The following is a 22,578-nucleotide window of genomic DNA, read 5'->3' as shown; positions in this document are numbered from 1 at the left end:
GAAGCAATCTAGAAATGCCTCCGCGGAAAGACTCTGGCTTGCTTCGCTACGCTCGCAATGACAGCAAAGCAAAAACGGCGGGCCAAGGCCCGCCGTTTTGCTTTGGATCGCTGCCTGCGATCAATTATCCAAGAAGCTCCGCAGCTTCCTCGACCGCGACGGATGCTTCAACTTCCGTAGCGCCTTGGCCTCGATCTGGCGGATACGCTCGCGCGTCACGCTGAACTGCTGGCCGACTTCTTCCAGCGTGTGGTCGGTGTTCATGCCGATACCGAAGCGCATGCGCAGGACGCGTTCTTCGCGCGGCGTCAGGGACGCCAGCACGCGCGTGGTGGTCTCGCGCAAATTGGACTGGATCGCGGCGTCGATGGGGAGGATCGCGTTCTTGTCCTCGATGAAATCGCCGAGATGCGAATCCTCCTCGTCACCGACCGGCGTCTCCAGCGACAGCGGCTCCTTGGCGATCTTGAGGACTTTTCGCACTTTCTCCAGCGGCATGCCGAGCTTTTCGGCGAGCTCTTCCGGGGTCGGCTCGCGGCCGATCTCGTTGAGCATCTGGCGGGACGTGCGCACGATCTTGTTGATCGTCTCGATCATGTGCACGGGGATGCGGATGGTGCGTGCCTGGTCCGCAATGCTGCGCGTGATCGCCTGCCGGATCCACCACGTGGCGTAGGTCGAGAACTTGTAGCCGCGGCGGTACTCGAACTTGTCGACCGCCTTCATCAGGCCGATGTTGCCTTCCTGGATCAGGTCGAGGAACTGCAGGCCGCGGTTGGTGTATTTCTTGGCGATCGAGATCACGAGACGGAGGTTGGCTTCCACCATCTCCTTCTTGGCCTGGCGGGCCTCGCGCTCGCCCTTCTGCACGGAGTGCACGATCTTGCGGAACTCGACGATCTCGAGGCCGGTGAGGGCGGCGAGCTGATGCACCTCGTGGCGAAGGTCCTTGATGCGGTCCTTCTCGTGATGGACGAAATTCTTCCAGCCTTTTGCGGAAAGTTTCGAGACGCGGTTGAGCCAGCGCGGATCGAGCTCCGAGCCGGTGTAGTTGCGCAAGAAGTCCTCGCGCGCGACGCCGTGGCTGTCGGCAAGGCGCATCAGGCGGCCCTCATGCGAGACGAGGCGCTTGTTGATGTCGTAGAGCTGCTCGACGAGCGAGTCGATGCGGGCCTGGTTGAGGCGCAGCGACTTCACCTCGACGATGATCTCGTCCTTGAGCTTCTTGTACTTGCGCTCCTGGTGCGGCGAGAGCGACTCGTTCTGGAGCTGGTTCTGGATGTCCTGCTCCTGAAGCTTGCGCAGCTTCTTGTAGCTGTCGGCGATCTTGTCGAAGATCTCGACCACCTTCGGCTTGAGCTCGGCCTCGATCGCGGCGAGCGACATCTGGTTCTCGAACTCGTCGTCGTCCATGTCGGCTTCGGCGGCGGCCTCGCCCGGATCCTTCTCCTCGCCGGCCTCGGCGCCAGCAGCGGCAGGCGCAGCACGGAACGGGGTCGGCGCCGGCGGCGCCGCAGGCGGCGCCACATGCGCGGGCGCAGCGGTGGAGACGGCGGCGGCCTCGCCGCCCTCGGCCGAGGCTTCACCGGCCTCGCCGCTCGGACCTGCGATCATCGCGGTGTTCATGCCGCCCTTGGCGTCCGGGCCGGCATAGGTCGCTTCGAGATCGATGATGTCGCGCAGGAAGATCTTGCCTTCGTTGAGCTCGTCGCGCCAGATGATGATGGCCTGGAAGGTCAGCGGGCTTTCGCACAGCCCTGCGATCATCGCCTCGCGGCCGGCCTCGATGCGCTTGGCGATCGCGATTTCGCCTTCGCGGGAGAGCAGCTCGACCGTGCCCATCTCGCGCAGATACATGCGCACCGGATCGTCGGTGCGCTCGCCCGGCTCGCTCTTCTTGACCTCGGTGACGGCCTTCTGGGTGACCTCGACGAGCTCGTTATCGGTCTCGTCGTCGGCCTCGTCCTTCTCCTCCTCGCCTTCGGTGTCGTCGGCTTCGGTGACGTTGATGCCCATGTCCGAGAGCATCGACATGATGTCCTCGATCTGTTCGGGCGAGGTCTGGTCGGACGGCAAGACTTCGTTGAGCTGATCGAAGGTCACGAAGCCGCGCTTCTTGGCCTGCTTGATCATCTTCTTCACGGCGGCGTCGGACAGGTCGAGCAAGGGCGAGGGCGCGTCCTGGGAGTCCTTCTCCGGCGCGTCCGCTGCCTTGTCGTCCTTTTCCTTGTCCTTCGCCTGCAGCGTCTTTGCCTTGGTGGCCATCCATTGCTCCTAAACGCGCTTCATGCGAGACGCCCGCCGCGCCTGCCTGAATTCACTTGAACCTGTTGCTCGACGCTCTCGCTTCGGCAGCTCTCGACACGGAAAGGGCGGCGCACAAACCTCTCGCCACCCCCAACTTTCTCTCGCCGGAATTGCCTAACGCTTCGTCAGCCTCTTTGTCGCGGCGGATGCAGGTGTAGTGCCAACAGCGATTGCGCGGATTCATTCCTGACGCGTCTGTTCTGCCTGCGGCCGCCTCTGGGCCAAAGTGCTACAAGACCGTTAAGCCTCGATTAACCCTGTTTCTGCCGCCAAACCTTGGATTTGGCGAGTCTTTTAGCGGTTCCGGCCCCGTCCGTCCGCATGATTCTTTCATCACACGCTCTTCTGAAGCCGGCCCGACAATTCGCCAAAACCCTCGATCAGGGCCTCGGTGCCGTCGACCTCGGCCATCCGGGCCTTGACGTCACGCAGCCACGCCAAATTGGCCTCGCTGGGGTCCTCCCCCAAGGCCAGCTCAGCGTCCTTCAGCTCCCTAAGTAGTGAATGCCATTGCCGATGCAAGACAACGAGCTGGTGCCAGGTCGCAAGAACGTCATCCCGCGCCGCGCCTTCGCGGGCACCCCACACCGCCTGGGTCGTGATGCCGTTCTCAACTCTTTGAAGAGCCTGGGAAAATCCGCCCCGATCGAGATCGCTACGCATCTTTTCGGCCAGCTCCCCGGGTTCCGGCAAATGGTGGTGGTCGTTGGCGAAGGCGGCGATGATGCCGGCCCGGAGCTTGTGGGCCTCGGGATGGGCCAGTTCCAGGGCGGCGACCTCCTCAAGGTGGTCGTGCAGCAGCCAGGGGTGGTTGATCAGGCATTGCAGGATCAGGGCTTCCCGGCGGGACATGGCGCTGCGCTGGCCCTTCATGATCGGGCTTGCCGCCAGCTGGGGGCTCGCCGCCTGGTAGGGGCCGGACGGGAGCGGGATCGGGCCGGGGGCGCCGCGGCGGCCGCCGCCGAATCCCTGGCCGCCAAACCCCTGGCCGCCGAATCGATTCGCATTTCCCCCTGCCCGCGGCTGGAACGGCCGGCCGCCGCCGCCGGAGCGGAAATTGCCCCGGCCGCCAAAGCCGCGCCCACCTTCGGGCGCAAAGGCGCGCTGCAGCCGCTCGACGAACTCGTCGCGATAATAGCGCCGCACCACCTCGTCACGGATGCCGTTCGTGAGCTCCTTGATGCGCGCTTCCAGCGCGGCGCGGCGCTCGGGCGTGGCGAAATTGCCGCCTTCGAGCTCGCGCGACCAGATCATGTCGGCAAGCGGCCGCGCCGCCCCGATCACCTCCTCGATCGCTCCGCGCCCGCCGGAACGCACGAGATCGTCGGGGTCCTGCCCCTCAGGCAGCAGCGCAAAGCGCAGGCTCTTGCCGGGGCTGAGGAACGGCAGCGCGAGGTCCGCGGCACGATAGGCCGCCTTCTGTCCGGCGCGGTCGCCATCGAAGCAGAGGATCGGCTCGTCCGCCATCTTCCAGAGCAGCACGAGCTGGCTTTCGGTGAGGGCGGTGCCGAGCGGCGCGACCGCACCCGCAAAGCCCGCGGTGACCATGGCGATGACGTCGACATAGCCTTCGACCACGATCAGAGCGCTGCCGTCATACGTGGCTTTGCGCGCGGTCTGGTGATTGTAGAGATTGTCGCCCTTGTGGAAGAGCGGCGTCTCCGGCGAGTTCAGGTATTTTGCCTGAACGTCCTTCTCCAGCGCGCGTCCGCCGAAGGCGATGACGCGGCCGCGCAGATCCGTGATGGGAAACATCACCCGATCGCGGAAGCGGTCATACGGCACGGGGATGTCGTCACCGCCGATCAACAGGCCGGTCTCGACCATGTCGTCGACGGAGACGCCGAGCTTGCCGAGATGCTCCTTCAGCGCGAAGCGATCGGGCGGGGCATAGCCGAGGCGGAACTGCAATTGCGTCGCCGGCGAGATGGCGCGGTCGGCAAGATAGCCGCGCGCCTTGGCGCCGAGCCGCGAGGCCAGCGTCTCCGCGAAAAACTTCGCCGCGAGGTCCATGACGTCGTGCAGCGACTTGCGCCGCTGCTCGTGCCGCGCCGCATCAGGAGTCACCGCCGGCAGCGGCAGGCCCGCCATGTTGGCGAGCCGCTCGACGGCCTCGGCGAACGGCAGCCCGTCGGTCTCCATCACGAAGGTGATGATGTCGCCGTGCTTGCCCGAGGAGAAGTCGTGATAAAAACCCTTCTGGTCGTTGACGTAGAAGGACGGCGTCTTCTCCTGCTGGAACGGCGACAGCCCCTTCCACTCACGCCCCGCCTTCTTCAGCTTGACTCGCTTGCCCACGACTTCGGAGACCGAAAGCCGGGCACGAAGCTCGTCGAGGAACTGGGGCGTGAAGCGCATGGGTTGTGTCTAGCGCGAAACCGGGTGAGTCGGGCGAAAGATCAGGGATATAGGTGCGGGCTGGCTAAAGGCTAGGTTTGTCGGGCTTATCCGGCTTATTCGACCTATACACAGACCTTTCTCGCCCTCCAAAAAGCGGCCGCACCTTGACGTTTATATACAATCGTATATACATTTAGCGTGCGATTGTGCGCAATTGAAAAGGACCAACTGATGAAACTGACACCGACTAGGGAAATGAGAAAATGGCCGATGAGGAGTCTGACCTTGAGTTCCTTTCACCAGGGTCATTCGAGTGGGACGACCAGAAACGCGCGCTGAATTTTGCCAAGCACGGTATCGATTTCGATAGCGCTACAGAGGTTTTTTATGGACCGATCATTCTTCGCCGATCGGATCGCAACAACGAGGAGCGCTGGACAGCTTTAGGTTACTCGGAGAGTCGATTGATTGTCGTGGTGTTCGCAGTGCGAGCAAGCGTTTTCCGAATAATCTCGGCACGTCGCGCAAGGAAAAATGAAGAAAGAGAATATCGTAACGCGAAAATGGGGCGATCGCCGGAAGGGTAAGACTGACTGGGCTCGCGTCGACGCATTGACCGACAAGGACATCGCCAAAGCGGTCGCCGACGATCCTGATGCTGCGCCTATCGATATCGATTGGTCGGATGCAGTTCTGGTGATCCCCACGAAGAAAAAAGCCATCTCGATCCGAGTCGACGAGGATGTCCTCGACTTCTTCAAGCGCGAGGGCGAGGGCTACCAGCGGCGCATCAATGCGGTGCTGCGCTCCTACATGCAGCAGAAGTCCAAGCCAAAGAAGCGGGCCTGAGCCGGAGCCGCGGCCCCGCACCAAATTGTTCATTCCGGCCCACGAGAAAGCTTGAACCGCGCCCGGTTCCACGCTTCCATAGCCTCATGTTCAGGATCTTTCGAGGCGGCCAGAGCGGGGGCTGGCGGGTGACCTCGATTTCGCCTGTGACGGGCGAGCCCCTGCCCTTCGTGCCGGCGCTGTCGGTCACCGACAGCGAGGCCATCTCGTTGCCGCTGGTACCCTCGCGCACGGCCTGGCGGCTGGTCGGCGTTGCGAGCAGCCTGCGCTACACCGAGCGGTCCGAGAAGCAGCAGCTCGTCGCCGTGCAGGCCGGCCTCGGCCGCATCGAGGCGACCAGCGCTGCGCTGATTCCGATCCGCAAGTCGCAGGCCTGGTGGGAGCTGACGCAGGAAGAGCGCCGCAGGATCTTCGAGGACGAGTCGCACCACATTGCCAGCAGCCTGCGCTTCCTGCCTGCGATTGCGCGACAGCTCTATCACTGCCGCGACCTCGGCGGGCCTTTCGACTTTCTCACCTGGTTCGAATTCGCGCCTGCGGACGCCGCACTGTTCGAAGAGTTGGTGGCAATGCTCAGGCAGACCGAGGAGTGGGCCTATGTCGAGCGCGAGGTCGACGTGCGCATGGTGAAGGAAGTGCTGTCGGCCTAACGCTCGAGGAAGCGGCCCGACTCGATGCGCGGCAGACCGGTGACGGGCCAGTTGTAGACGTAGGTCCAGGCCTTCTCGGGGGCGCCGTCGGCGCGCGCCACATCGACCAACTGGCGCAGATATTCGGTCGGCTCCGGAAACCCCTCGCCGCAGGCCTCGTACATGTCGAGCTCGCGCAGGAGCTCGCCCGCCACGCGCAGGCGGAAGAGCTCACCATGGACGATGTCCGTCGGCGCGTCGGAGAGCAGCAATCCCGGATAGTGCTTCACCAGGACGAGCCGGCCATGGCAGGTCGCTTCACACAGGAATTCCGCATGGCCCGCGAGCAGCCGCGCCATCGGATGGTCGAAGCCGCGCATCAGGGTGCCATAGACGAAGAGGCGATCGGAGCTCATGGTGTTCCAACGTTGCGACGACGGCGCGATACCGTTAATCCGTTTACACACGTTGTTCTTCCATAGGCAAATCAGGATGGCTTTCGACACAGCCGAGGCGACCGACCAGCTGCTCGGCAAGGGCGACATTCCGCCCGTGCATGAGGTGAATGCGGCAGGCGCATCGCCTTTCCTGCTCACCGCGGATCATTACGGACGGGAGCTGCCGCGCGCGCTCGGCGATCTCGACCTCGCGGAAAGCGAGCTTGTCAGGCACATCGCCTGGGACGTCGGCATCGCCGGTGTCGCCGAGCGGCTCGCGCGCATGCTTGATGCGCATCTGATCGCGCAGCGCTATTCGCGCCTCGTGATCGACTGCAATCGCCCGCCGGGCGGCGCGAGCTCGATTCCCGTGATCTCCGAGGCGACCGTGATCCCCGGCAATGAAAATCTATCGGCTGCCGCCAAGGAGATGCGCCGGCGCGAGATCTTCGATCCCTACCACGGCCGGATCGGCGCGGCGATCGATGCGCGCGGGCGGGCGGGCAAGCCGACGGTGCTGGTGGCGTTGCACAGCTTCACGCCCGTCTATCACGGCGATCCGCGACCCTGGCACATCGGCACGCTCTATCACCGCGACACTGTGCTGCCGCGGCTGATGCTGCAGCACCTGCGGGGCGAGAGCGGCCTCGTCGTCGGCGACAACCAGCCTTATGCGGTGAGCGACGTCACCGACTACACCATCCCGGTCCACGGCGAGGCGCGCGGTCTGATCAACACCGGCCTCGAAATTCGCCAGGACCTGATCACCAACGAGACCGGCCAGCAGCAATGGGCCGAGCGGCTGGCGCGGATCCTGCGCGAGATCGCAGCAACGCTGCGCAGGGACGGAATGGCGTGATGCTCACTTCGCCCGTGTCAGCGCCAGCCAGATGCCGCCGCCGATCATGAAGCCGCCGGAGATGCGCGACATCATCCGCGTGCGGCGTGCCGAGAAGAATTTTCGGGCGCGGCCGGCGGCGATGGCGTAGAGCGCATCTGTCATGACCGCCGTCACCATGAAGGTGGCGCCCAGCAGCGCGACTTGCGGAAAGTGCGGCTGGTTCATGTCCATGAACTGCGGAATGAAGGCGCCGAAGAACACCAGCACCTTGGGGTTCGACAGCAGCACCAGGAATCCTTGCAGGAAGAAGCCGCCGCGCGGCGGCGGTGGCGGCGCGTCGATGTCAACGCCTTCGACCGGCGCCCAGATCAGCTTGATGCCGAGCCAGACGAGATAAGCGGCGCCGGCAAAGCGCACCCAGTCGAACCAATAGCCCATGGTTGCCATCAGCGAGGTCAGGCCGACCGCAACGATGCCGATCACGATGGCAAGGCCCGCTTGCGCGCCGACCACGTTGATGAGCGCCGCACGCGTGCCATGGCGCAAGCCATTGGCGATGACGAGGGTGACGATCGGCCCCGGCAGCAGCGCCAGCGCAATGCAGGCGGCGACGAAGGCGAGGTAGGCTTGCATGGACATCATGGAAGGGACTCGCTGAAGGCGGTTTTGCCGCATTAATGCATGGCGAGCGCTGGAACGGAAGACGTTCCCTCCCTCCTCGCTTTCCCGGCTTGACATGCAACCATTTGGTTGCCTATGGTTGCGACCATGGATGAAGTCTTCAAAGCGCTCGCCGATGCGTCACGACGGTCGCTGCTCGACAGGCTTCACGCCAGGAACGGCCAGACATTGAACGAGCTTTGCGAGGGCCTCGCCATGACGCGGCAGGCCGTCACGAAACACCTTGTCATTCTCGAAGAGGCCAACCTGGTGACCACCATCAGGCAAGGCCGCGAGAAGCTGCATTATCTCAACCCGGTGCCGATCCATCAGATCGGCGAACGCTGGATCAAGAAGTTCGAGCGCGGCAAGTTAGCTGCGCTCAGCGAATTGAAACGTCAGTTGGAGAAACGCGATGAGTAAGCCGGAGTTCGTCTACGTGACCTACATCGAGACCACGCCCGAGAGGCTGTGGCAGGCGCTGACGTCAAGCGAGTTCACCAGGCAATATTGGTTCGGCGCCGAGGTCAGGTCCGACTGGAAGGTCGGCTCTCCCTTCGCGCTCACGCTCGACGGCGAGGTCACAGATTCCGGCGAGATCCTTGAATCCGATCCGCCGCGGCGCCTGTCCTACAGCTTCAAGCACCAAAAATTCGAAGAGCTGCGCGGCGAGCCGATCTCGCGCGTCGTCTTCACGCTCGAACCGTTCGGCTCGCTCGTGCGTTTGACCGTGCTGCACGATGGCTTCGTTGAAGGCGGCAAATATCTCGGCGCCATCTCCAACGGCTGGCCAGCGATCCTGTCCGGACTGAAGAGCCTGCTCGAGAGAGGCCAGGTCCTTTCCATCCCGCGCACGGCACTCAACAAAGGATTCGACGCAAAATGAACCTCGATCAATTCAAGCCGCTGACCGTCTACACCATCTACATCGCCTCGACGCCGGAGAAGGTGTGGGAGGCGCTCACGTCCGCCGAGTTCAGCCGGAAATATTTCTCCGGCTTTGCGGTGGAGATGGAGCCGAAGCTCGGCGGCAGTTTCATCGTGCACGCGCCCGACGGCTCCGAGCACATCCGCGGCGAAGTGTTCGAATACGATCCGCCGAGGAGGCTCACGGTGAGCTGGAACGTCAATTGGCCCGACCTCGTCGAAAAGCTCGGCACCACCATTGTCACCTACGAGATCGAGCAGGCCGGCGAAGCCGTCCGCCTCACCTTGAGCCAACGCCACGACCGCGAGCTCAGCGACGACATCCTTTCCGGCGGCCGCACCGGCTGGCCCGCGATCCTCTCCGGATTGAAGAGCCTGCTGGAGACCGGCAAGGCGCCGCAGATCGAGATGTCCCCGCCGGTGCGGTTGCTGGAGGCGCTGAAGGCGATGGGGATCAAGACGCCGTAGGCGCGGCAATCTCCGCTGTCGTCCCGGACAAACGCGCCTCAAGCGCGTGCCGATCCGGGACTCATAGCCACAGAACGAAGTTTGGCGACGGCTCGTGGTTACGACTTCGCGCCAACAACTTCGCTCGGGATTATGGGTCCCGGACCAGCGCTCCGCTTCGCTCGCTTGTCCGGGACAACACCTAAACAACCGGCGCCACCAGCCGCCGATACAAATGCCAGGTCGCATGCCCCAGCACCGGCAGCGTGACCACCAGCCCGAGAAAGTAGGGCAGCGCCGAGACGATCAGCAGCATCACGATCAGCGCGGCCCACGAGATCATCGGCAGCGGGCTCACGACGACGGCACGTACGCTCGTCACCATGGCCGTGACGAAATCGACGTCGCGATCGAGCAGCAGCGGAAACGACACCACGGTCAGCGAGAACAGGATCAGCGACAGCACGGCACCGACCGCGTTGCCGATGGCCAGGAACAGCAGGCCCTCGTTGGTCGTCAGCACCACCGTCATGAACTCCTGCAAGCTCGAGAACGAGGCATTGAGGCCGAGCAGCAGCGCGATCAGGAGCCGCACCTGGTACATCCAGACCACGAACACGAACAGCGTCACGAAGGCCATCCAGCCGATCTCGCTGCGCGAGCGTATCGCGGACCAGATAGCACCGAACGAGACCGGCTCGCCGCGCTCGCGGCGCCGGCTGACTTCGTAGAGGCCGATCGCCACGAACGGCCCGATCAGCGCAAAACCGGCGGCAAGGGGATAGACCAGATAGACCATGCCGAAGGCGGTGAGGCAGAGCATGATGGCGATGCCGCCGGCGGCGTAGAGCGCGCCGAAGCAGACACCGTAAAGAGGCAGCGCCTGGAAGTCGCGCAGGCCTTCAACCAGCGCCTCGGCGATGTCGGTCGCCGCCACGGGACGCACCACCGGATCGACCTTGCCCGAGATGGACATCAGCTTCCTCCGCAGATCGGCGCGATCTCTCGTCGCGCTTGGAATGAACACGATATTAGCGCCGCCACGCGGAGGCGCAACTTGATGCCGGCCGGCGCGAGGAGAGCGGCGACGAGACGATAGTCCCAATGCGAAATCTTGGCCTTTGGTGCGATATTCGCGCCTACCACTGTGGACGGGGCAGCTGATCGTGCCTCAAATTGTACCTCCGAGCACCCTCGCCTGAGAGCCGATCGCCCACCGATGAGCCTGCGTACCCGGTTACTGATCCTCGTCATCGCGGCCATGCTCGTGCCGGCGATACTGGTCGGGCTCCGTTTCGTGCAGAACCGGGCCAGTGAGATCGACGCGGCGCTGGCCAATCTGGTCGCATCCGCCGACGACATCGCGGGAGATCTGGACGAGAAGATCAAGGGCACCGCCCAGCTTCATTATGGGCTCGCCCGTGCCCGCGATCTCGACACGCGCGACGGGGCGGCATGCTCGGCATTTCTGTCCGACGTCCGCGAAGAATATCCGCAGTTCACGGGCATCCTGACCATCGATCCCGACGGAAGTCTGTTTTGCGACTCACTGCGGACCAACCGCACGCTCGACCTGAATGACCGCGGCTATTTCAAGCAGGTGAAAGGTCTTCATGGCGTCGTCGCAGTGGAGCCGGTGTTCGGCCGGCTCACCGGGCTATCGGTACTGCAGATCGCCTATCCCGTGCGATCGGATGCGGGTGCGCTGAAATTCGTGCTGCTCGCGTCATTCAACCTCAACAAGTTCGCAGAATTTCACGACAAACGGCTGCTCGCCGAGAAGGACATCCTGCTGATCGACGCCAAGGGTACGGTGCTGGTCGCCCCCAAGGGTGGCGGCTGGAGCGTGCCCGTCGGCGGTCCATTGCAGGTTCCAACCTGTTCCGCTTTGCGGCAGCGCCCGATCGCGAGCCGTTTCGCGAGGTGAGCGACGGCGTGGGCCATACACAGATCTGGGCCGTTGCCCGCTCACCTTCGATCCGCAAGGCCGGCCTCACCATCCTGGTCGGCCGATCCAAGGACGGGCTGCTGGCGGCGGCCAATCGCCGGCTGTTGGAAGACACGGCAATCCTTGCGGTGGCTTCGCTTCTGTTGCTCGCCGGTGTCTGGATCCTTGCGACCGTGAGCGTCGGGCGCCAAGTCGGACGGCTCGCCGCCATGGCCAAGAGTCTCGGGCGCGGCGATCTCAGCGTGCGCATTCCGGAGCCCCACCCGGGCGGCGAACTCGGCGGATTGATGACCCTGCTCAACAGCACGGCAGAATCGCTCGAGCAGCAGCGCGCCGCCATCGCAGATCTCAGCCACAAGCTCAGCCAGTCCCAGAAGATGGAAGCCATGGGCCAGCTCACCGGCGGCGTGGCGCACGATTTCAACAATCTCCTGACTGTCATTCTCGGCAACTCGGAGCACCTCGCCGACAGGCTTGCGGGCAACAAGGAATTGCAGCGGATCGCTGACGACATTGCGACCGCCGCTGAGCGCGGTTCCGACCTGACGCGGAGCCTGCTCGCCTTCGCGCGCAAGCAGCCGCTGCAACCGCGAGAGATCGACATCGCCGAGCAGGTGACCGGCATGAAGCAGCTTCTGCGGCGGACCCTGGGCGAACACATCGACTGCAGCTTCACGCTCGCGCCGGATCTATGGTCCGCCAGCGTCGATCCCAGCCAATTGGCGACGGCCGCGCTCAACCTCGTGCTCAACGCGCGCGATTCGATGCCCGACGGCGGCAAGCTGATGGTCGAGGTACGAAACATCTCGCTCAGCGAATCCGACCTCGACGTCAACGGCGAGCCGCGGCCGGGCGACTACGTGATGCTGGCCGTGAAGGATACGGGGACCGGCATGCGCCGCGAGGTGTTGGGGCGCGCGTTCGAACCATTCTTCACCACCAAGGAGGTCGGCAAGGGGACCGGCCTCGGCCTCAGCATGGTCTACGGGTTTGCGCGACAATCCGGCGGACTGGTGCAAATGCAATCCGAACCGGGTCAAGGCAGCGTCGTCAGGCTGTTCTTTCCCCGCCTCGCGACGCCGCCGAATGAGGAACCGCTGCCGGCAGAGCAGGTCGCCGCACCCGATGGACACGAGACGATCCTCGTCGTTGAAGACGACGACATGGTGCGCGCCTACGTCGAGAGCGAGCTGAAGGCGCTCGGCTACCGCATCATCGCGACATCGAACGGGCCGGCGGCGCTGGATGTGCTGCGCCGGCCCGGAGACATCCAGTTGCTGTTCACCGATGTCGTGATGCCCGGCGGCATGTTCGGGCCGGAGCTGGCGAAGCAGGCAACCGGCCTGCGGCCTGGTCTCAAGGTTCTCTTCACCTCCGGCTACAGCCAGAGCCCTGTCAGGACGCCCGACCAGATCGGCGACGCCCGCATTTTGACCAAGCCGTTCCGGCGCAAGGATCTTGCTGCGATGCTGCGGGCCGCCCTCTCGGAGCCGTCGCGGTAGATCAGGAGCCGATCGCGAGCTGGAGCGCCACGCCGAGATTCGCCGCGAACAGGACCGCGTCGATGACGAAGATCCGGAGCATCGGGCCCTTCAACACGGGCCAGTAGGCCACCCCGACGCGGCCGCCGCGCATCAGCACCGGAACGTTATAGGCGAACTGGCTGAAATGGCAGGCGGCGAAGAACAGGAACAGAGCGAGCTGCGCTTCGCTCGGCTGGAAGAAGGATGGACGGGCGGCCAGAAGATAGAGCGACAGGAGCCCGATCGGCAGATTCATTCCGCCCAGGAACGCCACGCTGGCCGCCAGGGTCGGCGCGATCGGATTGCTGCGCTCTTCCCGCGGCAGCAGAATCTTCAACGTGTTGGCTTGCGCGATGCTGAACTGGATGAAGGCGCCGACGAACCAGAGCGTGTTGAGAAGCAGGACGAAATCAGAAACGTGCATCGTCATTTTCCATAGAAGGCTTCGCTGCGCACGACGCGCCCCGTTTCGTCGAAATCCATGAATTCGCTGGCGCGCGTGTCGCCCAGTTGCCACCACACCGTCAGGCGCGCGATGGTGTCGTCCCAGCTCCAGCTCAGGATCTTCAGGTCGGCGCTTTCGACGTGGCCATAGGCCTTCCGCCAGTACGCACGGATGTTCTCGGCGCCGGTGACGACAGGAGAACCCGTCAGTGTGAGAGCGAGAGGGCTGCGCATCCGCGCATCGTCGGCGAAATGCGCGACGACCGCGTCGATGTCGACCCTGCACCAATTCGCGCACCACGCCGCGACAAAGCCTTCGGCAGTCGCGCGGCTCATTGCCTGTCCGCTCATGACACGGATCCTCCCTGGCCGGGAAAGTGGCAAAGCCCGCGTCTCATGTCAACCATGTTGACTTTAGGATTCCGTCAGTTGTTGTCGGCGATCGCCTCCATCACGCCGATCCAGCCGGCCGCACCCGACGCCCCGACGCGATCGAACGCCTCGCGCAGCACCTTACGCTCGTGGTCGGAGGCCCGCTGCTCGATGCGCCGCCCCGCTTCCGTCAGGCGCAGTAATTTCGAGCGGTGCTGCTCGGGCGAACGCTTCGACGTCACGAGCTTGCGCTCCACCAGCAGATTGAGCGGCCGGTTGAGGGCTTGCTTGGAAATACCGAGAATCTCGATCAGCGCGCCGATCGCGATGTCGGGCCGGCGCGCCACCACGTAGAGGATACGATGGTGCGGACGCGACAGGCCCTGCTTCGCAAGATATGCGTCGGCCTCCAGCGTCATCCCGCGCCAGCCGTAATACATGAGCTCGAGCGCCGCATCCAGATCGTGCAGCTTCGTCAGTGAGGCGCGGTGGAGTCCCGCGGCTTGAGGCGCCTTTGCCATTGCAGGAAGCTAGCCTCTCGCCCGCAGCTCGCGCCGCAGCACCTTGCCCGTCGCCGTCATCGGCAGCGTCTCGGCAAACTCGACGAAGCGCGGATATTCGTGGGCGGCGAGCTGCACCTTGACGAACTCCTGGATCTCGCGCGCGAGCGCATCGCTGCCGGCAAAGCCGGGCCGCAGCACGATCCAGGCCTTGATGGACTCTGTTCGGATCGGATCGGGGATGCCGACCACGGCTGCCATCGCCACCGACGGATGCTTCATCAGCGTGTGCTCGATCTCGGACGGCCCGACGCGATAGCCGGCGGTGGTGATGACGTCGTCCTCGCGGCTGACGTACCAAAAATAGCCGTCCTCGTCCTGCACGCCGAGATCGCCGGTCAGCAGAAACTCGCCGGCATATTTCTTCGCCGTCGCCTCCGGATTGCGCCAATATTCGAGCATGGTGACGGGGCATGGCTGGCGCACGCCGATGATGCCGCGCTGCCCGCGTGGCAATTCCTCGCCCTTGTCGTCGACGATGCGGACGTCGAAGCCCGGCGTCGCCTTGCCCATCGAACCGGGGCGGATCGGAAACAGGTTCGAGTTGCTGCCGATCACGAGATTGCACTCGGTCTGGCCGAACACTTCATGCGCGTCGATGCCGAAAGTCTCGCGCACCCAGCCGAGCAATTCGCCACCCAGCGACTCGCCGCCCGTAAAAATGCTACGCAGCTTGACGCCGGAGTGCTTCACGCCGGCCTGCCGCATCAGCTTCAGCGCGGTCGGCGGCAGGAAGACGTTGCGCACGGAAAGATCGGCCATCATCTGCATCGCCGCCTGCGGCTCGAATTTGCGTGCGCGGTGACCGACGAGGGGAATGCCGTGATACCAGAACGCGAACAGGCCATTGATGAGCCCGCCGATCCAGGCCCAGTCCGCCGGCGTCCACATGAGATCGCCGGGGCGCGGCAGGAAGTTGTGACACATCTCGACATTCGGCAGATGACCGAGCACGACGCGGTGCGCATGCAGCGCTCCCTTCGGATTGCCCGTCGTGCCCGAGGTGTAGATGATCAGCGCGGGATCATCGCACGAGGTGTCGATCCGCGCGAAGTCGGCCGATGCCGCCTTGACCGCATCCCAGAACGACGTCGTTCCCGCCGGCGCGCGCTCGCCGACCACATAGATCGTCTTCAGGTCGGGCAGACGATCGCGAATTTTTGCGAGCTTCTCCCAGCCACCCTCGTCGGTGACGATGGCCTTCGCCTCCGAATTCGACAGGCGGAATTCCAACGCGTCCTCGCCGAACAGCGCGAACAGCGGGATCGAGATCATGCCGGAGCGGAACGCCGCCATATGCGCGATCGGCAATTCTCGGGACTGCGACAGGAACACCGCGACGCGGTCGCCACGGGAAAGCCCGTCTGCCTTCAGCACATTGGCGAAGCGGCGCGACATCTCGGCGATCTCGTCGAAGGAGGTGCGGCTGGTAGCGCCGTTCTCGTCGACATAGATCAGCGCAAGTCGCCCCGTGCCGTCGGCATGGCGATCGCAGCACGCTTCCGCAATGTTGAAGCGCGCGGGGATGTCCCAGCGAAAATTGCGGTAGAGCTCGTCGTAGGTTGCGGCTTCGGTGAGCATGGGCCTGGTCGTTTCCACCGTCTCGGCGTCATAGCCGGACTTGTTCCGGCCATCCACGCTCTTCTTGGCAATCAGTTTAAGGCCGTGGATGCCCGGGACAAGCCCGGGCATGACGATTGGGGACGCAGCTCACCGCACCGTCGCGAAGAACTTCCTGACATCGCGCACGAACCGCTCCGGCTGCTCGAAGGCGGCGAAATGACCGCCCTTCTCCATCTCGCTCCAGTGGGTGATGTCCGGGAAGTTCGGCTCCATCCAGCGCCGCACCGGCGTGACGATCTCCTTGGGAAACACCGCGACGCCCGTCGGCACCTTCACCACGGGCGTGGTGCGGCGCTTGCCAAAGCTCTCCCAGTAGAGCCGCGCCGAGGAGGTCGCCGTCTGCGTCGCCCAATACAGCATGACGTTGTCGAGCAGTTCGTCCTTGCTGAAGATGTTCTCAGGGTGCCCGTTGCAGTCGGTCCAGGCCCAGAACTTTTCCAGGATCCAGGCCGCCTGCCCGCTCGGTGAATCCGTGAGGCCATAGCCGAGCGTCTGCGGGCGCGTGGACTGCTGCTTGGAGTAGCCGGAGTCGAGATCGACATAGTGCTTGAGGCCGGCGAGCGCGCGCTTCTCCTCAGCCGTCGGCTCGCCCTCGACCTTGGGCGCCGCATTGAAGGCGAGCGTGATGTGGATGCCGGCGCAATGCGTGGGGTCCTGCGCGCCGAGCGAGGTCGTCACCGCCGAACCCCAATCGCCGCCTTGCGCTCCGTAGCGCGCATAGCCGAGCCGGTCCATCAGCTTCGCCCAGGCCGCGGCGATGCGGTCGACGCCCCAGCCGGTGGTCTTCGGCTTGGCGGAGAAGCCGAAGCCCGGCAGCGACGGACAGATCACGTGGAAGGCATCGGCAGGATTGCCGCCATGCGCGGCGGGATCGGTGAGCGGCGCGATCACCTTCTGGAACTCGACGATCGAGCCCGGCCAGCCATGGGTGATGATCAGCGGCAGCGCCGAGGGCTCCTTCGAGCGCGCATGGAGGAAGTGGATGTCGAGCCCGTCGATCTCGGTGGTGAACTGCTCGAAGCGATTGAGTTTTGCCTCGCGCGAGCGCCAGTCATAACCGTCGGCCCAATAGGTGCAGATCTCCCGGATCCATCGCAGCGGCGCGCCCTGGCTCCAGTCGTCGACCAGCTCGGCATCCGGCCAGCGCGTGCGGGCGAGGCGTGACTTGAGATCGGAGAGGATATCGTCGCTGATGTCGATGCGGAACGGTTTGATGGCGGTCATCGGTTGCCTCCCTTGTTCTTCTTGTCATTCCGGGGCGCGCGTAGCGCGAGCCCGGAATCCATTGATCAACAGAGTTGGCGGCCCGATGGATTCCGGGCTCGTGCTTCGCACGCCCCGGAATGACGGCTAGCCCGACAGCGCCGCCTTCACCAAACCGCTGGCCTTGCCGAAGTCCATCTGTCCCGCGTATTTCGCGCGCAGCACGGCGATCACCTTGCCCATGTCTTTCATGCCGCTAGCGCCGGTCTCTGCGATCGCATCCGCGATCGCCTTCTTCACGTCATCCTCCGACATCTGCTTCGGCAGGTAGGCCGAGATCACCGCGATCTCCTCGCGCTCCTGCGCGGCAAGCTCGGCGCGGCCACCCTTGTCGTAGAGCTCGACCGCCTCCTGACGCTGCTTGATCATCTTCTGAAGCACGGCGAGGATGTCGGCATCCGACAGCGGCGGCTTGCCGTTGCCGCGGGCATCGATGTCGGCATTCTTGATGGTCGAGTTGACCATGCGCAGCGTGGACAGCTTGCGCTCGTCCTTGGCCTTCATGGCCTGCTTGACCGCATTGTTGATGTCGTCGCGCAGCATGATCGTGATCCCTTCGAATATCCGACGCCTGATCTAGGCCGTTCGTGGCCTTCAGACAACCTCGGTTCCGAGCCATTCGGTAAGAGCCCGCACTGTCGCTTCCGGCTGTTCGGCTTGCGGCAGGTGCCCGCAGCGATCGAGGATCACGAGCCTGGCGCCGGCGATGCCCTCGACCATCTCCTTGGAGAGCGCATTCGGAATGGTGTTGTCGGTATCGCCAGTCAACACCAGCGTCGGACATTTGATGGCTACAAGCGTCGGGCGCGAATCCACCCGTGCGATGATCGCGGTCTGCTGCCGCAGATAGCCTTCGACGCCGACGTCCTCGTCCTGTGCATGCACAAGCGCGAGAATATCGGCATCATCGCGCCGCGACGGATGCACGAGCTCCGGAAAACTCTCCTCGCGGACGGCGCGGAGCTCGCCGCGCCGGGCGCGCTCCATCTGGAGGTGCCGGCGCGCGGTCGCCTCCGGCGTGTCGGGCCGCGCCTGCGTGTTGATCAGGGCGAGCCTGGTCACGCGCTCACCCGCCTGGCGCATGATCTCGAAGGCGATGTAGCCGCCCATGGAATGGCCGGCGAGGGCGAAGCGCGGCGGCGCCTCGGCGAGGATGCGGCGGGCGATCGCCGCGATGCTGTCGTCGCGGATGTGGTTGGCGATCATCACGGGGCCAAACCGCCATAGCGGCGGGATCACCGGGGCGTAGATCCGGGCCGAGGAGGCCAGCCCCGGAACCAGCAGAATCGGGGTGGTCTGGTCCATTATTGCCTCGCAAGCCCAGGAAATTGCCGGAAATTGTGCGGCCGAGCTTAAGTGCCCGAGACGAGCTGTCAAATATGCAAAAACGCATGTGAATCGGCGCTTCTCCGCTTTGACGGCGGCGCCTGCGGGGACTATGAAGCGGGCTCATGACACAACATGACAACGATACCGCTTGGCCGGACCACAAACCGACCGCGCTCCTCGTGCTTGCCGACGGCACGGTGCTCGAGGGCTTCGGTCTCGGCGCCGAAGGCCACGCCGTCGGTGAAGTCTGCTTCAACACCGCGATGACCGGCTATGAAGAGATCCTCACCGATCCTTCCTATGCCGGACAGCTCATCACCTTCACCTTCCCGCATATCGGCAATGTCGGCACCAACGAGGACGACATCGAGACGGTGAACATGGCGGCGACGCCGGGCGCGCGCGGCGTGATCCTGCGCACCGCGATCACCGATCCCTCGAACTACCGCGCCACCAAGCATCTCGACGGCTGGCTGAAGGCGCGCGGCATCATCGGTCTCTCCGGCATCGACACCCGCGCGCTGACCGCGCTGATCCGCTCCAAGGGCATGCCCAACGCCGTGATCGCGCATTCCAGGACCGGCGAGTTCGACCTGCATGGCCTCAAGGAAGAAGCGCGCGAATGGCCGGGCCTCGAGGGCATGGATCTCGTGCCGCTGGTCACCTCCGGCCAGCGCTTCAGCTGGGACGAGACGCCCTGGCTGTGGGACAAAGGCTTCGGCCGGCAGGAGAATCCGGAATTCAACGTCGTCGCGATCGACTACGGCATCAAGCGCAACATCCTGCGCCTGCTCGCCGGGGTCGGCTGCAAGGTGACGGTGGTGCCGGCGACGACCTCAGCCGAGGACATTCTGGCGATGAAGCCGGACGGCGTGTTCCTGTCCAACGGCCCGGGCGATCCGGCTGCGACCGGCAAATATGCCGTGCCTGTGATCCGGGACGTGATCAAGTCGGGCACGCCGACCTTCGGGATCTGCCTTGGCCACCAGATGCTGGGCCTTGCCGTCGGCGCCAAGACGAAGAAGATGCACCAGGGCCATCACGGCGCCAATCATCCCGTCAAGGACGAGACCACCGGCAAGGTCGAGATCACCTCGATGAACCACGGTTTTGCCGTCGACGAGACGACGCTGCCGAAGGGCGCGACGCAGACCCACATCTCGCTGTTCGACGGCTCCAATTGCGGCATCCAGCTCGACGGCAAGCCGGTGTTCTCGGTGCAGTACCACCCCGAGGCCTCGCCCGGCCCGCGCGACTCGCACTATCTGTTCCAGCGTTTCGCCGACCTGATGCGGCAAAGAAAGAGCGCGTAAGGCCACAAGACCGCCCGGCGGACGAGTCCGCCGGGGCAGGCCCTCACGGACGCATGAACATGAAGTCCGTGTCGGGATCGCAGTTCTCGGCGATGAAGCGCAGCTCCGCCTGGATGTCGGCGACCGACCTCGTCTCCAGATATTTCGAAATCACCAAACCGAGCAACGCCCGGCAGACGGCTTCGTGCCCGAGGCCGGCCGTCTCCGCCTCGTCGACGGCCGCCGAAAAATGACGCTGCGCAACGTCGGATGCGTACATGGCGTTCCCCCTCCTTCGCTTCGATCTGCGTGCCCGCCATTGGCCGCCAGCGCCTTGATCTCGGTCAAGCCGGCATATGGAGTGTCGTGAGGAACAAGAGGGCCTGCGCTCTCTTGATTCCGGTCCGTTGCCAGTTAGGGGCCCCATGTCCGTCGTTCGCGACAATGCCGAGCCGCTCGCCATCGTGTTCGAAGACGATGGCCTCGTGCCGAACAACATCCTTCCGTTCCTGGTCTACCAGGGCGCGGTGAAGCTCGATCCGAAGCATCCGGAAGAGACCATCGAAGACCTGTTCGAACGCAATGGCTGGGGCGGGACGTGGCGCAACGGCGTCTACGGCTATCTGCATTATCACGCGACGGTGCACGAAGTGCTCGGCGTCGCGCGCGGCAGTGCAAGCGTCCGTTTCGGCGGCGATCATGGCCAGGAGCTTCAGATCAAGGCCGGCGACGTCGCGATCCTGCCGGCCGGCACCGGGCATCAGCGCATCCAGGCGAGCGATGATTTCTGCGTGATCGGCGCCTATCCGCCGGGAAGCCGGATGGAGATCACGAGGGCGACGCCGGACAACCACGCCAAGGCGCTGAAGACGATTCCGCAAGTCGCGCTGCCGCCGGCCGATCCGGTGACGGGCAAGGATGGCGCGCTGATGCGGCTGTGGCGGTAGCCGCAAATGCGGTGCCGCAGGTGGATTAGCAAAGCGCAATCCACCTCTTCCGTTCCGCCGAGACAGACGTGGTGGGCTATGCCTTTGGCTAACCCACCCAAGGATCCCTGCTACGCCTCGTTCGCACCTTCCTGCCGCGTCGCCTCGAACAGGAACCAGGTGCGGCGCTCGGTCTCGTCGATGAAGTTTTCGAGGATGCTGGCGCTGGCAACGTCACCGGCCTCGTCGCAGACCTCGTGCGCCTTGCGCATCGCGGCGGCGACGTGCTTGTTGTCCTGCATCAGCTCGCGCAGCATCTCGCGCGGCGGGACGTAGTCCTCGTTGTTGTCCTTGATGGTCTGGAGCTTTGCGACCTGGCCGATCGACTTCAGCGTGGTGCCGCCGATCTTGCGGACGCGCTCGGCGAGCTGGTCAGTGGTGGCGAAGATCTGGTCGGACTGCTCGTCGAGCAGCAGATGATAATCCCGGAAGTGGCGCCCGCTGATGTGCCAGTGGAAATTCTTGGTTTTGAGGTAAAGCGCGAACGCGTCGGCCAGAAGCACGTTGAGCGCCTCCGAGACCTTCTTGACCCCATCGGACGACAGGTCAGTGGGGGTATCGAGATCGGGCGAGACCTTGCTGGTTTTGCTCACGGGAGACCTTCCTGTTAGGACGCGGACATTGACGGCACGCCGTCGCACCCCTAACGCAAGGCGGGCAGCGCCGGTTCCTCCATCGGAACCGTTTGGCCGGGACCTTTGAATAGCATGGACGATTGGATCGATTATTACGACTCGACGCATACGATCTATGTCAGCAAGCTGCATCGCGACCTGCACTTCCAGATCATTGCGCGGGACATCATCGGCTACATCCCCTCGCCCGATGCGACGGTGCTGGACTATGCCTGTGGGGAAGCGCTGTCGGCGAGCGAGGTGGCGGCCGCCTGCGGCAAGCTGATCCTGGCCGAGCCTGCGCCGGGCGTGCGTGGGCGGCTGATCGCGCGGTTTGCCCCGAACACCAAGATCCGCGTCCGCTCGCTCGACGACATCCGCAAGATGCAGGACCAGTCGATCGACCTCGTGGTGATGAACTCGGTCGCGCAATACATGACGCCGGAGGAGCTCGACGCCGCCCTCCTCAACATCCGCCGTATCCTGAAGTCTTCCGGCAAGCTGGTGCTCGGCGACATTCTCCAGCCCAATGTCGGCATGGGCAGGGACGTGATGGCGCTGCTCGGCTTCGGCCTGCGCCATGGCTTCCTGAAGGACGCGCTGATCGGGCTGATCAGCACCGCGCTGTCGGATTACCGGCAGTTGCGTTCGAAAATCGGGCTGCAGCGCTACAGCGAGGACGAGATCACCGCCAAGCTGAAGGCGGCCGGATTCGCGGTCCAGCGCGCCCAAGGCAATATCGGCCACAATCGCTGGCGCATGACCTTCATCGCCCGGCCACCTCTGGTTCGTTAAGCATAACAATTAGCCGTTGTAGCTTGTCGCACTGCAATCGGACATAATCGCCGCGGCCCGGTGGCGGAAGTGTCTACGCGGGGGCGGTGCATCGCTCTTCATCCTGGTTCAAATCCAGGCCGGGTCTCCAGCCTTCGCTGGCTCCGCCAGCTTCGGCTCGGCAAGCCCTATCGTGGCGAAGGCTGCCGCGGCGAAGCCCGAAGCTGGGCGCGCTCGGCGGACTGCCCCCAAACCCCTGAAAATTGCCGGTTGATGGGCATTTTTCGGGGTTTCGCCGCCCCTAAAACTGGTCTAAGACCCACCCGCGCGCGAGGGAGACCCCGCGCTCTCGCCAAATGGGGACGCGCGGCAAGCGCGCCCTTTTTTTGTGCCCAGATTCCAGCCCGTGAGCG

The 22,578-nt window shown here is 64.2% G+C and carries 24 protein-coding genes and 1 pseudogene; 11 read left to right on the top strand and 14 right to left on the bottom strand.

Features of this window, described 5'->3' with window-relative positions; all coding sequences use genetic code 11:
• Window positions 1–120: 120 nt before the first annotated feature.
• The gene (gene rpoD, locus IVB23_RS26325; RefSeq protein WP_028178715.1) at window positions 121–2,265 is read right to left on the bottom strand and encodes an RNA polymerase sigma factor RpoD; all 2,145 of its coding nucleotides are present in this window, start codon (window positions 2,263–2,265) and stop codon (window positions 121–123) included.
• A 375-nt stretch (window positions 2,266–2,640) separates the two neighbouring features.
• Window positions 2,641–4,665 (bottom strand): DNA primase, encoded by a 2,025-nt coding sequence (gene dnaG / locus IVB23_RS26320; RefSeq protein WP_247800535.1) that lies wholly within the window; start codon window positions 4,663–4,665, stop codon window positions 2,641–2,643.
• Between the two features lie 245 nt (window positions 4,666–4,910).
• Between dnaG and IVB23_RS26315 the strand changes: the two genes are divergently transcribed.
• From IVB23_RS26315 to IVB23_RS26305, 3 genes are all read left to right on the top strand, one after another.
• Entirely contained in the window at window positions 4,911–5,234 is a 324-nt protein-coding gene (locus tag IVB23_RS26315; protein ID WP_247800534.1) for a BrnT family toxin, read from the top strand.
• A gap of 25 nt (window positions 5,235–5,259) precedes the next feature.
• Window positions 5,260–5,496, top strand: a complete 237-nt coding sequence (locus IVB23_RS26310; protein WP_346659111.1) for a BrnA antitoxin family protein — start codon at window positions 5,260–5,262, stop codon at window positions 5,494–5,496.
• Window positions 5,497–5,582: 86 nt separating this feature from the next.
• Window positions 5,583–6,146, top strand: a complete 564-nt coding sequence (locus tag IVB23_RS26305; protein WP_247800532.1) for a chlorite dismutase family protein — start codon at window positions 5,583–5,585, stop codon at window positions 6,144–6,146.
• Here the strand turns inward: IVB23_RS26305 and IVB23_RS26300 are convergent.
• The gene (locus tag IVB23_RS26300; RefSeq protein ID WP_247800531.1) at window positions 6,143–6,541 is read right to left on the bottom strand and encodes a gamma-glutamylcyclotransferase family protein; all 399 of its coding nucleotides are present in this window, start codon (window positions 6,539–6,541) and stop codon (window positions 6,143–6,145) included. The genes IVB23_RS26305 and IVB23_RS26300 overlap by 4 nt on opposite strands.
• A gap of 76 nt (window positions 6,542–6,617) precedes the next feature.
• Here IVB23_RS26300 and IVB23_RS26295 point away from each other — a divergent pair, with 76 nt between their 5' ends.
• On the top strand, window positions 6,618–7,421 hold the full coding sequence (locus IVB23_RS26295; protein WP_247800530.1) for an N-formylglutamate amidohydrolase: 804 nt from the start codon (window positions 6,618–6,620) through the stop codon (window positions 7,419–7,421).
• Between the two features lie 3 nt (window positions 7,422–7,424).
• Here IVB23_RS26295 and IVB23_RS26290 read toward each other — a convergent pair whose 3' ends face one another.
• Complete coding sequence (locus IVB23_RS26290; RefSeq protein ID WP_082822079.1) at window positions 7,425–8,045, bottom strand: LysE family translocator; 621 nt, start codon at window positions 8,043–8,045, stop codon at window positions 7,425–7,427.
• A gap of 126 nt (window positions 8,046–8,171) precedes the next feature.
• Here IVB23_RS26290 and IVB23_RS26285 point away from each other — a divergent pair, with 126 nt between their 5' ends.
• Genes IVB23_RS26285 through IVB23_RS26275 form a run of 3 tightly spaced genes read left to right on the top strand, consistent with a single transcriptional unit; the run spans window position 8,172 to window position 9,458 of the window.
• On the top strand, window positions 8,172–8,486 hold the full coding sequence (locus IVB23_RS26285) for a metalloregulator ArsR/SmtB family transcription factor (protein ID WP_061880471.1): 315 nt from the start codon (window positions 8,172–8,174) through the stop codon (window positions 8,484–8,486).
• Window positions 8,479–8,949, top strand: a complete 471-nt coding sequence (locus IVB23_RS26280; protein ID WP_061880444.1) for an SRPBCC family protein — start codon at window positions 8,479–8,481, stop codon at window positions 8,947–8,949. Before IVB23_RS26285 ends, IVB23_RS26280 begins: the two co-directional genes overlap by 8 nt.
• On the top strand, window positions 8,946–9,458 hold the full coding sequence (locus tag IVB23_RS26275) for an SRPBCC family protein (protein WP_061880443.1): 513 nt from the start codon (window positions 8,946–8,948) through the stop codon (window positions 9,456–9,458). Before IVB23_RS26280 ends, IVB23_RS26275 begins: the two co-directional genes overlap by 4 nt.
• Before the next feature lie 181 nt (window positions 9,459–9,639).
• Here IVB23_RS26275 and IVB23_RS26270 read toward each other — a convergent pair whose 3' ends face one another.
• Window positions 9,640–10,413, bottom strand: coding sequence for a DUF2189 domain-containing protein (locus IVB23_RS26270; RefSeq protein ID WP_247800529.1), 774 nt, complete (start codon window positions 10,411–10,413; stop codon window positions 9,640–9,642).
• A 243-nt stretch (window positions 10,414–10,656) separates the two neighbouring features.
• Here IVB23_RS26270 and IVB23_RS26260 point away from each other — a divergent pair.
• Window positions 10,657–12,887, top strand: a pseudogene (locus IVB23_RS26260) (ATP-binding protein).
• 1 nt (window position 12,888) lies between these two features.
• On the opposite strand, the gene IVB23_RS26255 reads toward IVB23_RS26260, so the two are convergent.
• The 7 genes from IVB23_RS26255 to IVB23_RS26225 form a co-directional block, all read right to left on the bottom strand.
• Window positions 12,889–13,332, bottom strand: coding sequence for a hypothetical protein (locus IVB23_RS26255; RefSeq protein WP_028178727.1), 444 nt, complete (start codon window positions 13,330–13,332; stop codon window positions 12,889–12,891).
• 2 nt (window positions 13,333–13,334) lie between these two features.
• Window positions 13,335–13,703, bottom strand: coding sequence for a nuclear transport factor 2 family protein (locus IVB23_RS26250; protein WP_061880440.1), 369 nt, complete (start codon window positions 13,701–13,703; stop codon window positions 13,335–13,337).
• Window positions 13,704–13,777: 74 nt separating this feature from the next.
• A complete protein-coding gene (locus IVB23_RS26245) occupies window positions 13,778–14,245 on the bottom strand; it encodes a MarR family transcriptional regulator (RefSeq protein ID WP_197967572.1) in 468 nt (155 codons plus the stop codon).
• Between the two features lie 9 nt (window positions 14,246–14,254).
• A complete protein-coding gene (locus IVB23_RS26240) occupies window positions 14,255–15,865 on the bottom strand; it encodes an acyl-CoA synthetase (protein ID WP_247804964.1) in 1,611 nt (536 codons plus the stop codon).
• Window positions 15,866–15,994: 129 nt separating this feature from the next.
• Window positions 15,995–17,131, bottom strand: coding sequence for an epoxide hydrolase family protein (locus tag IVB23_RS26235; protein ID WP_247800526.1), 1,137 nt, complete (start codon window positions 17,129–17,131; stop codon window positions 15,995–15,997).
• A gap of 126 nt (window positions 17,132–17,257) precedes the next feature.
• On the bottom strand, window positions 17,258–17,713 hold the full coding sequence (locus IVB23_RS26230) for a GatB/YqeY domain-containing protein (protein WP_247800525.1): 456 nt from the start codon (window positions 17,711–17,713) through the stop codon (window positions 17,258–17,260).
• A 51-nt stretch (window positions 17,714–17,764) separates the two neighbouring features.
• Entirely contained in the window at window positions 17,765–18,475 is a 711-nt protein-coding gene (locus IVB23_RS26225; protein WP_247800524.1) for an alpha/beta fold hydrolase, read from the bottom strand.
• Between the two features lie 146 nt (window positions 18,476–18,621).
• Here IVB23_RS26225 and carA point away from each other — a divergent pair, with 146 nt between their 5' ends.
• Window positions 18,622–19,812, top strand: coding sequence for a glutamine-hydrolyzing carbamoyl-phosphate synthase small subunit (gene carA, locus IVB23_RS26220; protein ID WP_131869261.1), 1,191 nt, complete (start codon window positions 18,622–18,624; stop codon window positions 19,810–19,812).
• 43 nt (window positions 19,813–19,855) lie between these two features.
• On the opposite strand, the gene IVB23_RS26215 is transcribed toward carA, so the two are convergent.
• The gene (locus IVB23_RS26215; protein WP_061880434.1) at window positions 19,856–20,071 is read right to left on the bottom strand and encodes a hypothetical protein; all 216 of its coding nucleotides are present in this window, start codon (window positions 20,069–20,071) and stop codon (window positions 19,856–19,858) included.
• A gap of 145 nt (window positions 20,072–20,216) precedes the next feature.
• Between IVB23_RS26215 and IVB23_RS26210 the strand changes: the two genes are divergently transcribed.
• A complete protein-coding gene (locus IVB23_RS26210; protein ID WP_247800523.1) occupies window positions 20,217–20,738 on the top strand; it encodes a hypothetical protein in 522 nt (173 codons plus the stop codon).
• A gap of 110 nt (window positions 20,739–20,848) precedes the next feature.
• On the opposite strand, the gene IVB23_RS26205 is transcribed toward IVB23_RS26210, so the two are convergent.
• Entirely contained in the window at window positions 20,849–21,370 is a 522-nt protein-coding gene (locus IVB23_RS26205; protein WP_028178735.1) for a DNA starvation/stationary phase protection protein, read from the bottom strand.
• A gap of 114 nt (window positions 21,371–21,484) precedes the next feature.
• Between IVB23_RS26205 and IVB23_RS26200 the strand changes: the two genes are divergently transcribed.
• Window positions 21,485–22,186, top strand: coding sequence for a class I SAM-dependent methyltransferase (locus IVB23_RS26200; RefSeq protein ID WP_247800522.1), 702 nt, complete (start codon window positions 21,485–21,487; stop codon window positions 22,184–22,186).
• Window positions 22,187–22,578: the final 392 nt, after the last annotated feature.

Origin of the sequence: Bradyrhizobium sp. 191 (genome assembly GCF_023100985.1) — a bacterium.
Classification (GTDB): Bacteria; Pseudomonadota; Alphaproteobacteria; order Rhizobiales; family Xanthobacteraceae; genus Bradyrhizobium; species Bradyrhizobium diversitatis.
This window is presented reverse-complemented; position numbering and strand designations above follow the sequence as displayed.

What these genes read in the sequence shown, in the direction of transcription:
- rpoD (WP_028178715.1), bottom strand. Translation starts at nt 2,265, where the DNA reads ATGGCCACCAAGGCAAAGACGCTGCAGGCGAAGGACAAGGAAAAGGAC.
- dnaG (WP_247800535.1), bottom strand. Translation starts at nt 4,665, where the DNA reads ATGCGCTTCACGCCCCAGTTCCTCGACGAGCTTCGTGCCCGGCTTTCG.
- IVB23_RS26315 (WP_247800534.1), top strand. Translation starts at nt 4,911, where the DNA reads ATGGCCGATGAGGAGTCTGACCTTGAGTTCCTTTCACCAGGGTCATTC.
- IVB23_RS26305 (WP_247800532.1), top strand. Translation starts at nt 5,583, where the DNA reads ATGTTCAGGATCTTTCGAGGCGGCCAGAGCGGGGGCTGGCGGGTGACC.
- IVB23_RS26300 (WP_247800531.1), bottom strand. Translation starts at nt 6,541, where the DNA reads ATGAGCTCCGATCGCCTCTTCGTCTATGGCACCCTGATGCGCGGCTTC.
- IVB23_RS26295 (WP_247800530.1), top strand. Translation starts at nt 6,618, where the DNA reads ATGGCTTTCGACACAGCCGAGGCGACCGACCAGCTGCTCGGCAAGGGC.
- IVB23_RS26290 (WP_082822079.1), bottom strand. Translation starts at nt 8,045, where the DNA reads ATGATGTCCATGCAAGCCTACCTCGCCTTCGTCGCCGCCTGCATTGCG.
- IVB23_RS26285 (WP_061880471.1), top strand. Translation starts at nt 8,172, where the DNA reads ATGGATGAAGTCTTCAAAGCGCTCGCCGATGCGTCACGACGGTCGCTG.
- IVB23_RS26280 (WP_061880444.1), top strand. Translation starts at nt 8,479, where the DNA reads ATGAGTAAGCCGGAGTTCGTCTACGTGACCTACATCGAGACCACGCCC.
- IVB23_RS26275 (WP_061880443.1), top strand. Translation starts at nt 8,946, where the DNA reads ATGAACCTCGATCAATTCAAGCCGCTGACCGTCTACACCATCTACATC.
- IVB23_RS26270 (WP_247800529.1), bottom strand. Translation starts at nt 10,413, where the DNA reads ATGTCCATCTCGGGCAAGGTCGATCCGGTGGTGCGTCCCGTGGCGGCG.
- IVB23_RS26255 (WP_028178727.1), bottom strand. Translation starts at nt 13,332, where the DNA reads ATGCACGTTTCTGATTTCGTCCTGCTTCTCAACACGCTCTGGTTCGTC.
- IVB23_RS26250 (WP_061880440.1), bottom strand. Translation starts at nt 13,703, where the DNA reads ATGAGCGGACAGGCAATGAGCCGCGCGACTGCCGAAGGCTTTGTCGCG.
- IVB23_RS26245 (WP_197967572.1), bottom strand. Translation starts at nt 14,245, where the DNA reads ATGGCAAAGGCGCCTCAAGCCGCGGGACTCCACCGCGCCTCACTGACG.
- IVB23_RS26240 (WP_247804964.1), bottom strand. Translation starts at nt 15,865, where the DNA reads ATGCTCACCGAAGCCGCAACCTACGACGAGCTCTACCGCAATTTTCGC.
- IVB23_RS26235 (WP_247800526.1), bottom strand. Translation starts at nt 17,131, where the DNA reads ATGACCGCCATCAAACCGTTCCGCATCGACATCAGCGACGATATCCTC.
- IVB23_RS26230 (WP_247800525.1), bottom strand. Translation starts at nt 17,713, where the DNA reads ATGCTGCGCGACGACATCAACAATGCGGTCAAGCAGGCCATGAAGGCC.
- IVB23_RS26225 (WP_247800524.1), bottom strand. Translation starts at nt 18,475, where the DNA reads ATGGACCAGACCACCCCGATTCTGCTGGTTCCGGGGCTGGCCTCCTCG.
- carA (WP_131869261.1), top strand. Translation starts at nt 18,622, where the DNA reads ATGACACAACATGACAACGATACCGCTTGGCCGGACCACAAACCGACC.
- IVB23_RS26215 (WP_061880434.1), bottom strand. Translation starts at nt 20,071, where the DNA reads ATGTACGCATCCGACGTTGCGCAGCGTCATTTTTCGGCGGCCGTCGAC.
- IVB23_RS26210 (WP_247800523.1), top strand. Translation starts at nt 20,217, where the DNA reads ATGTCCGTCGTTCGCGACAATGCCGAGCCGCTCGCCATCGTGTTCGAA.
- IVB23_RS26200 (WP_247800522.1), top strand. Translation starts at nt 21,485, where the DNA reads ATGGACGATTGGATCGATTATTACGACTCGACGCATACGATCTATGTC.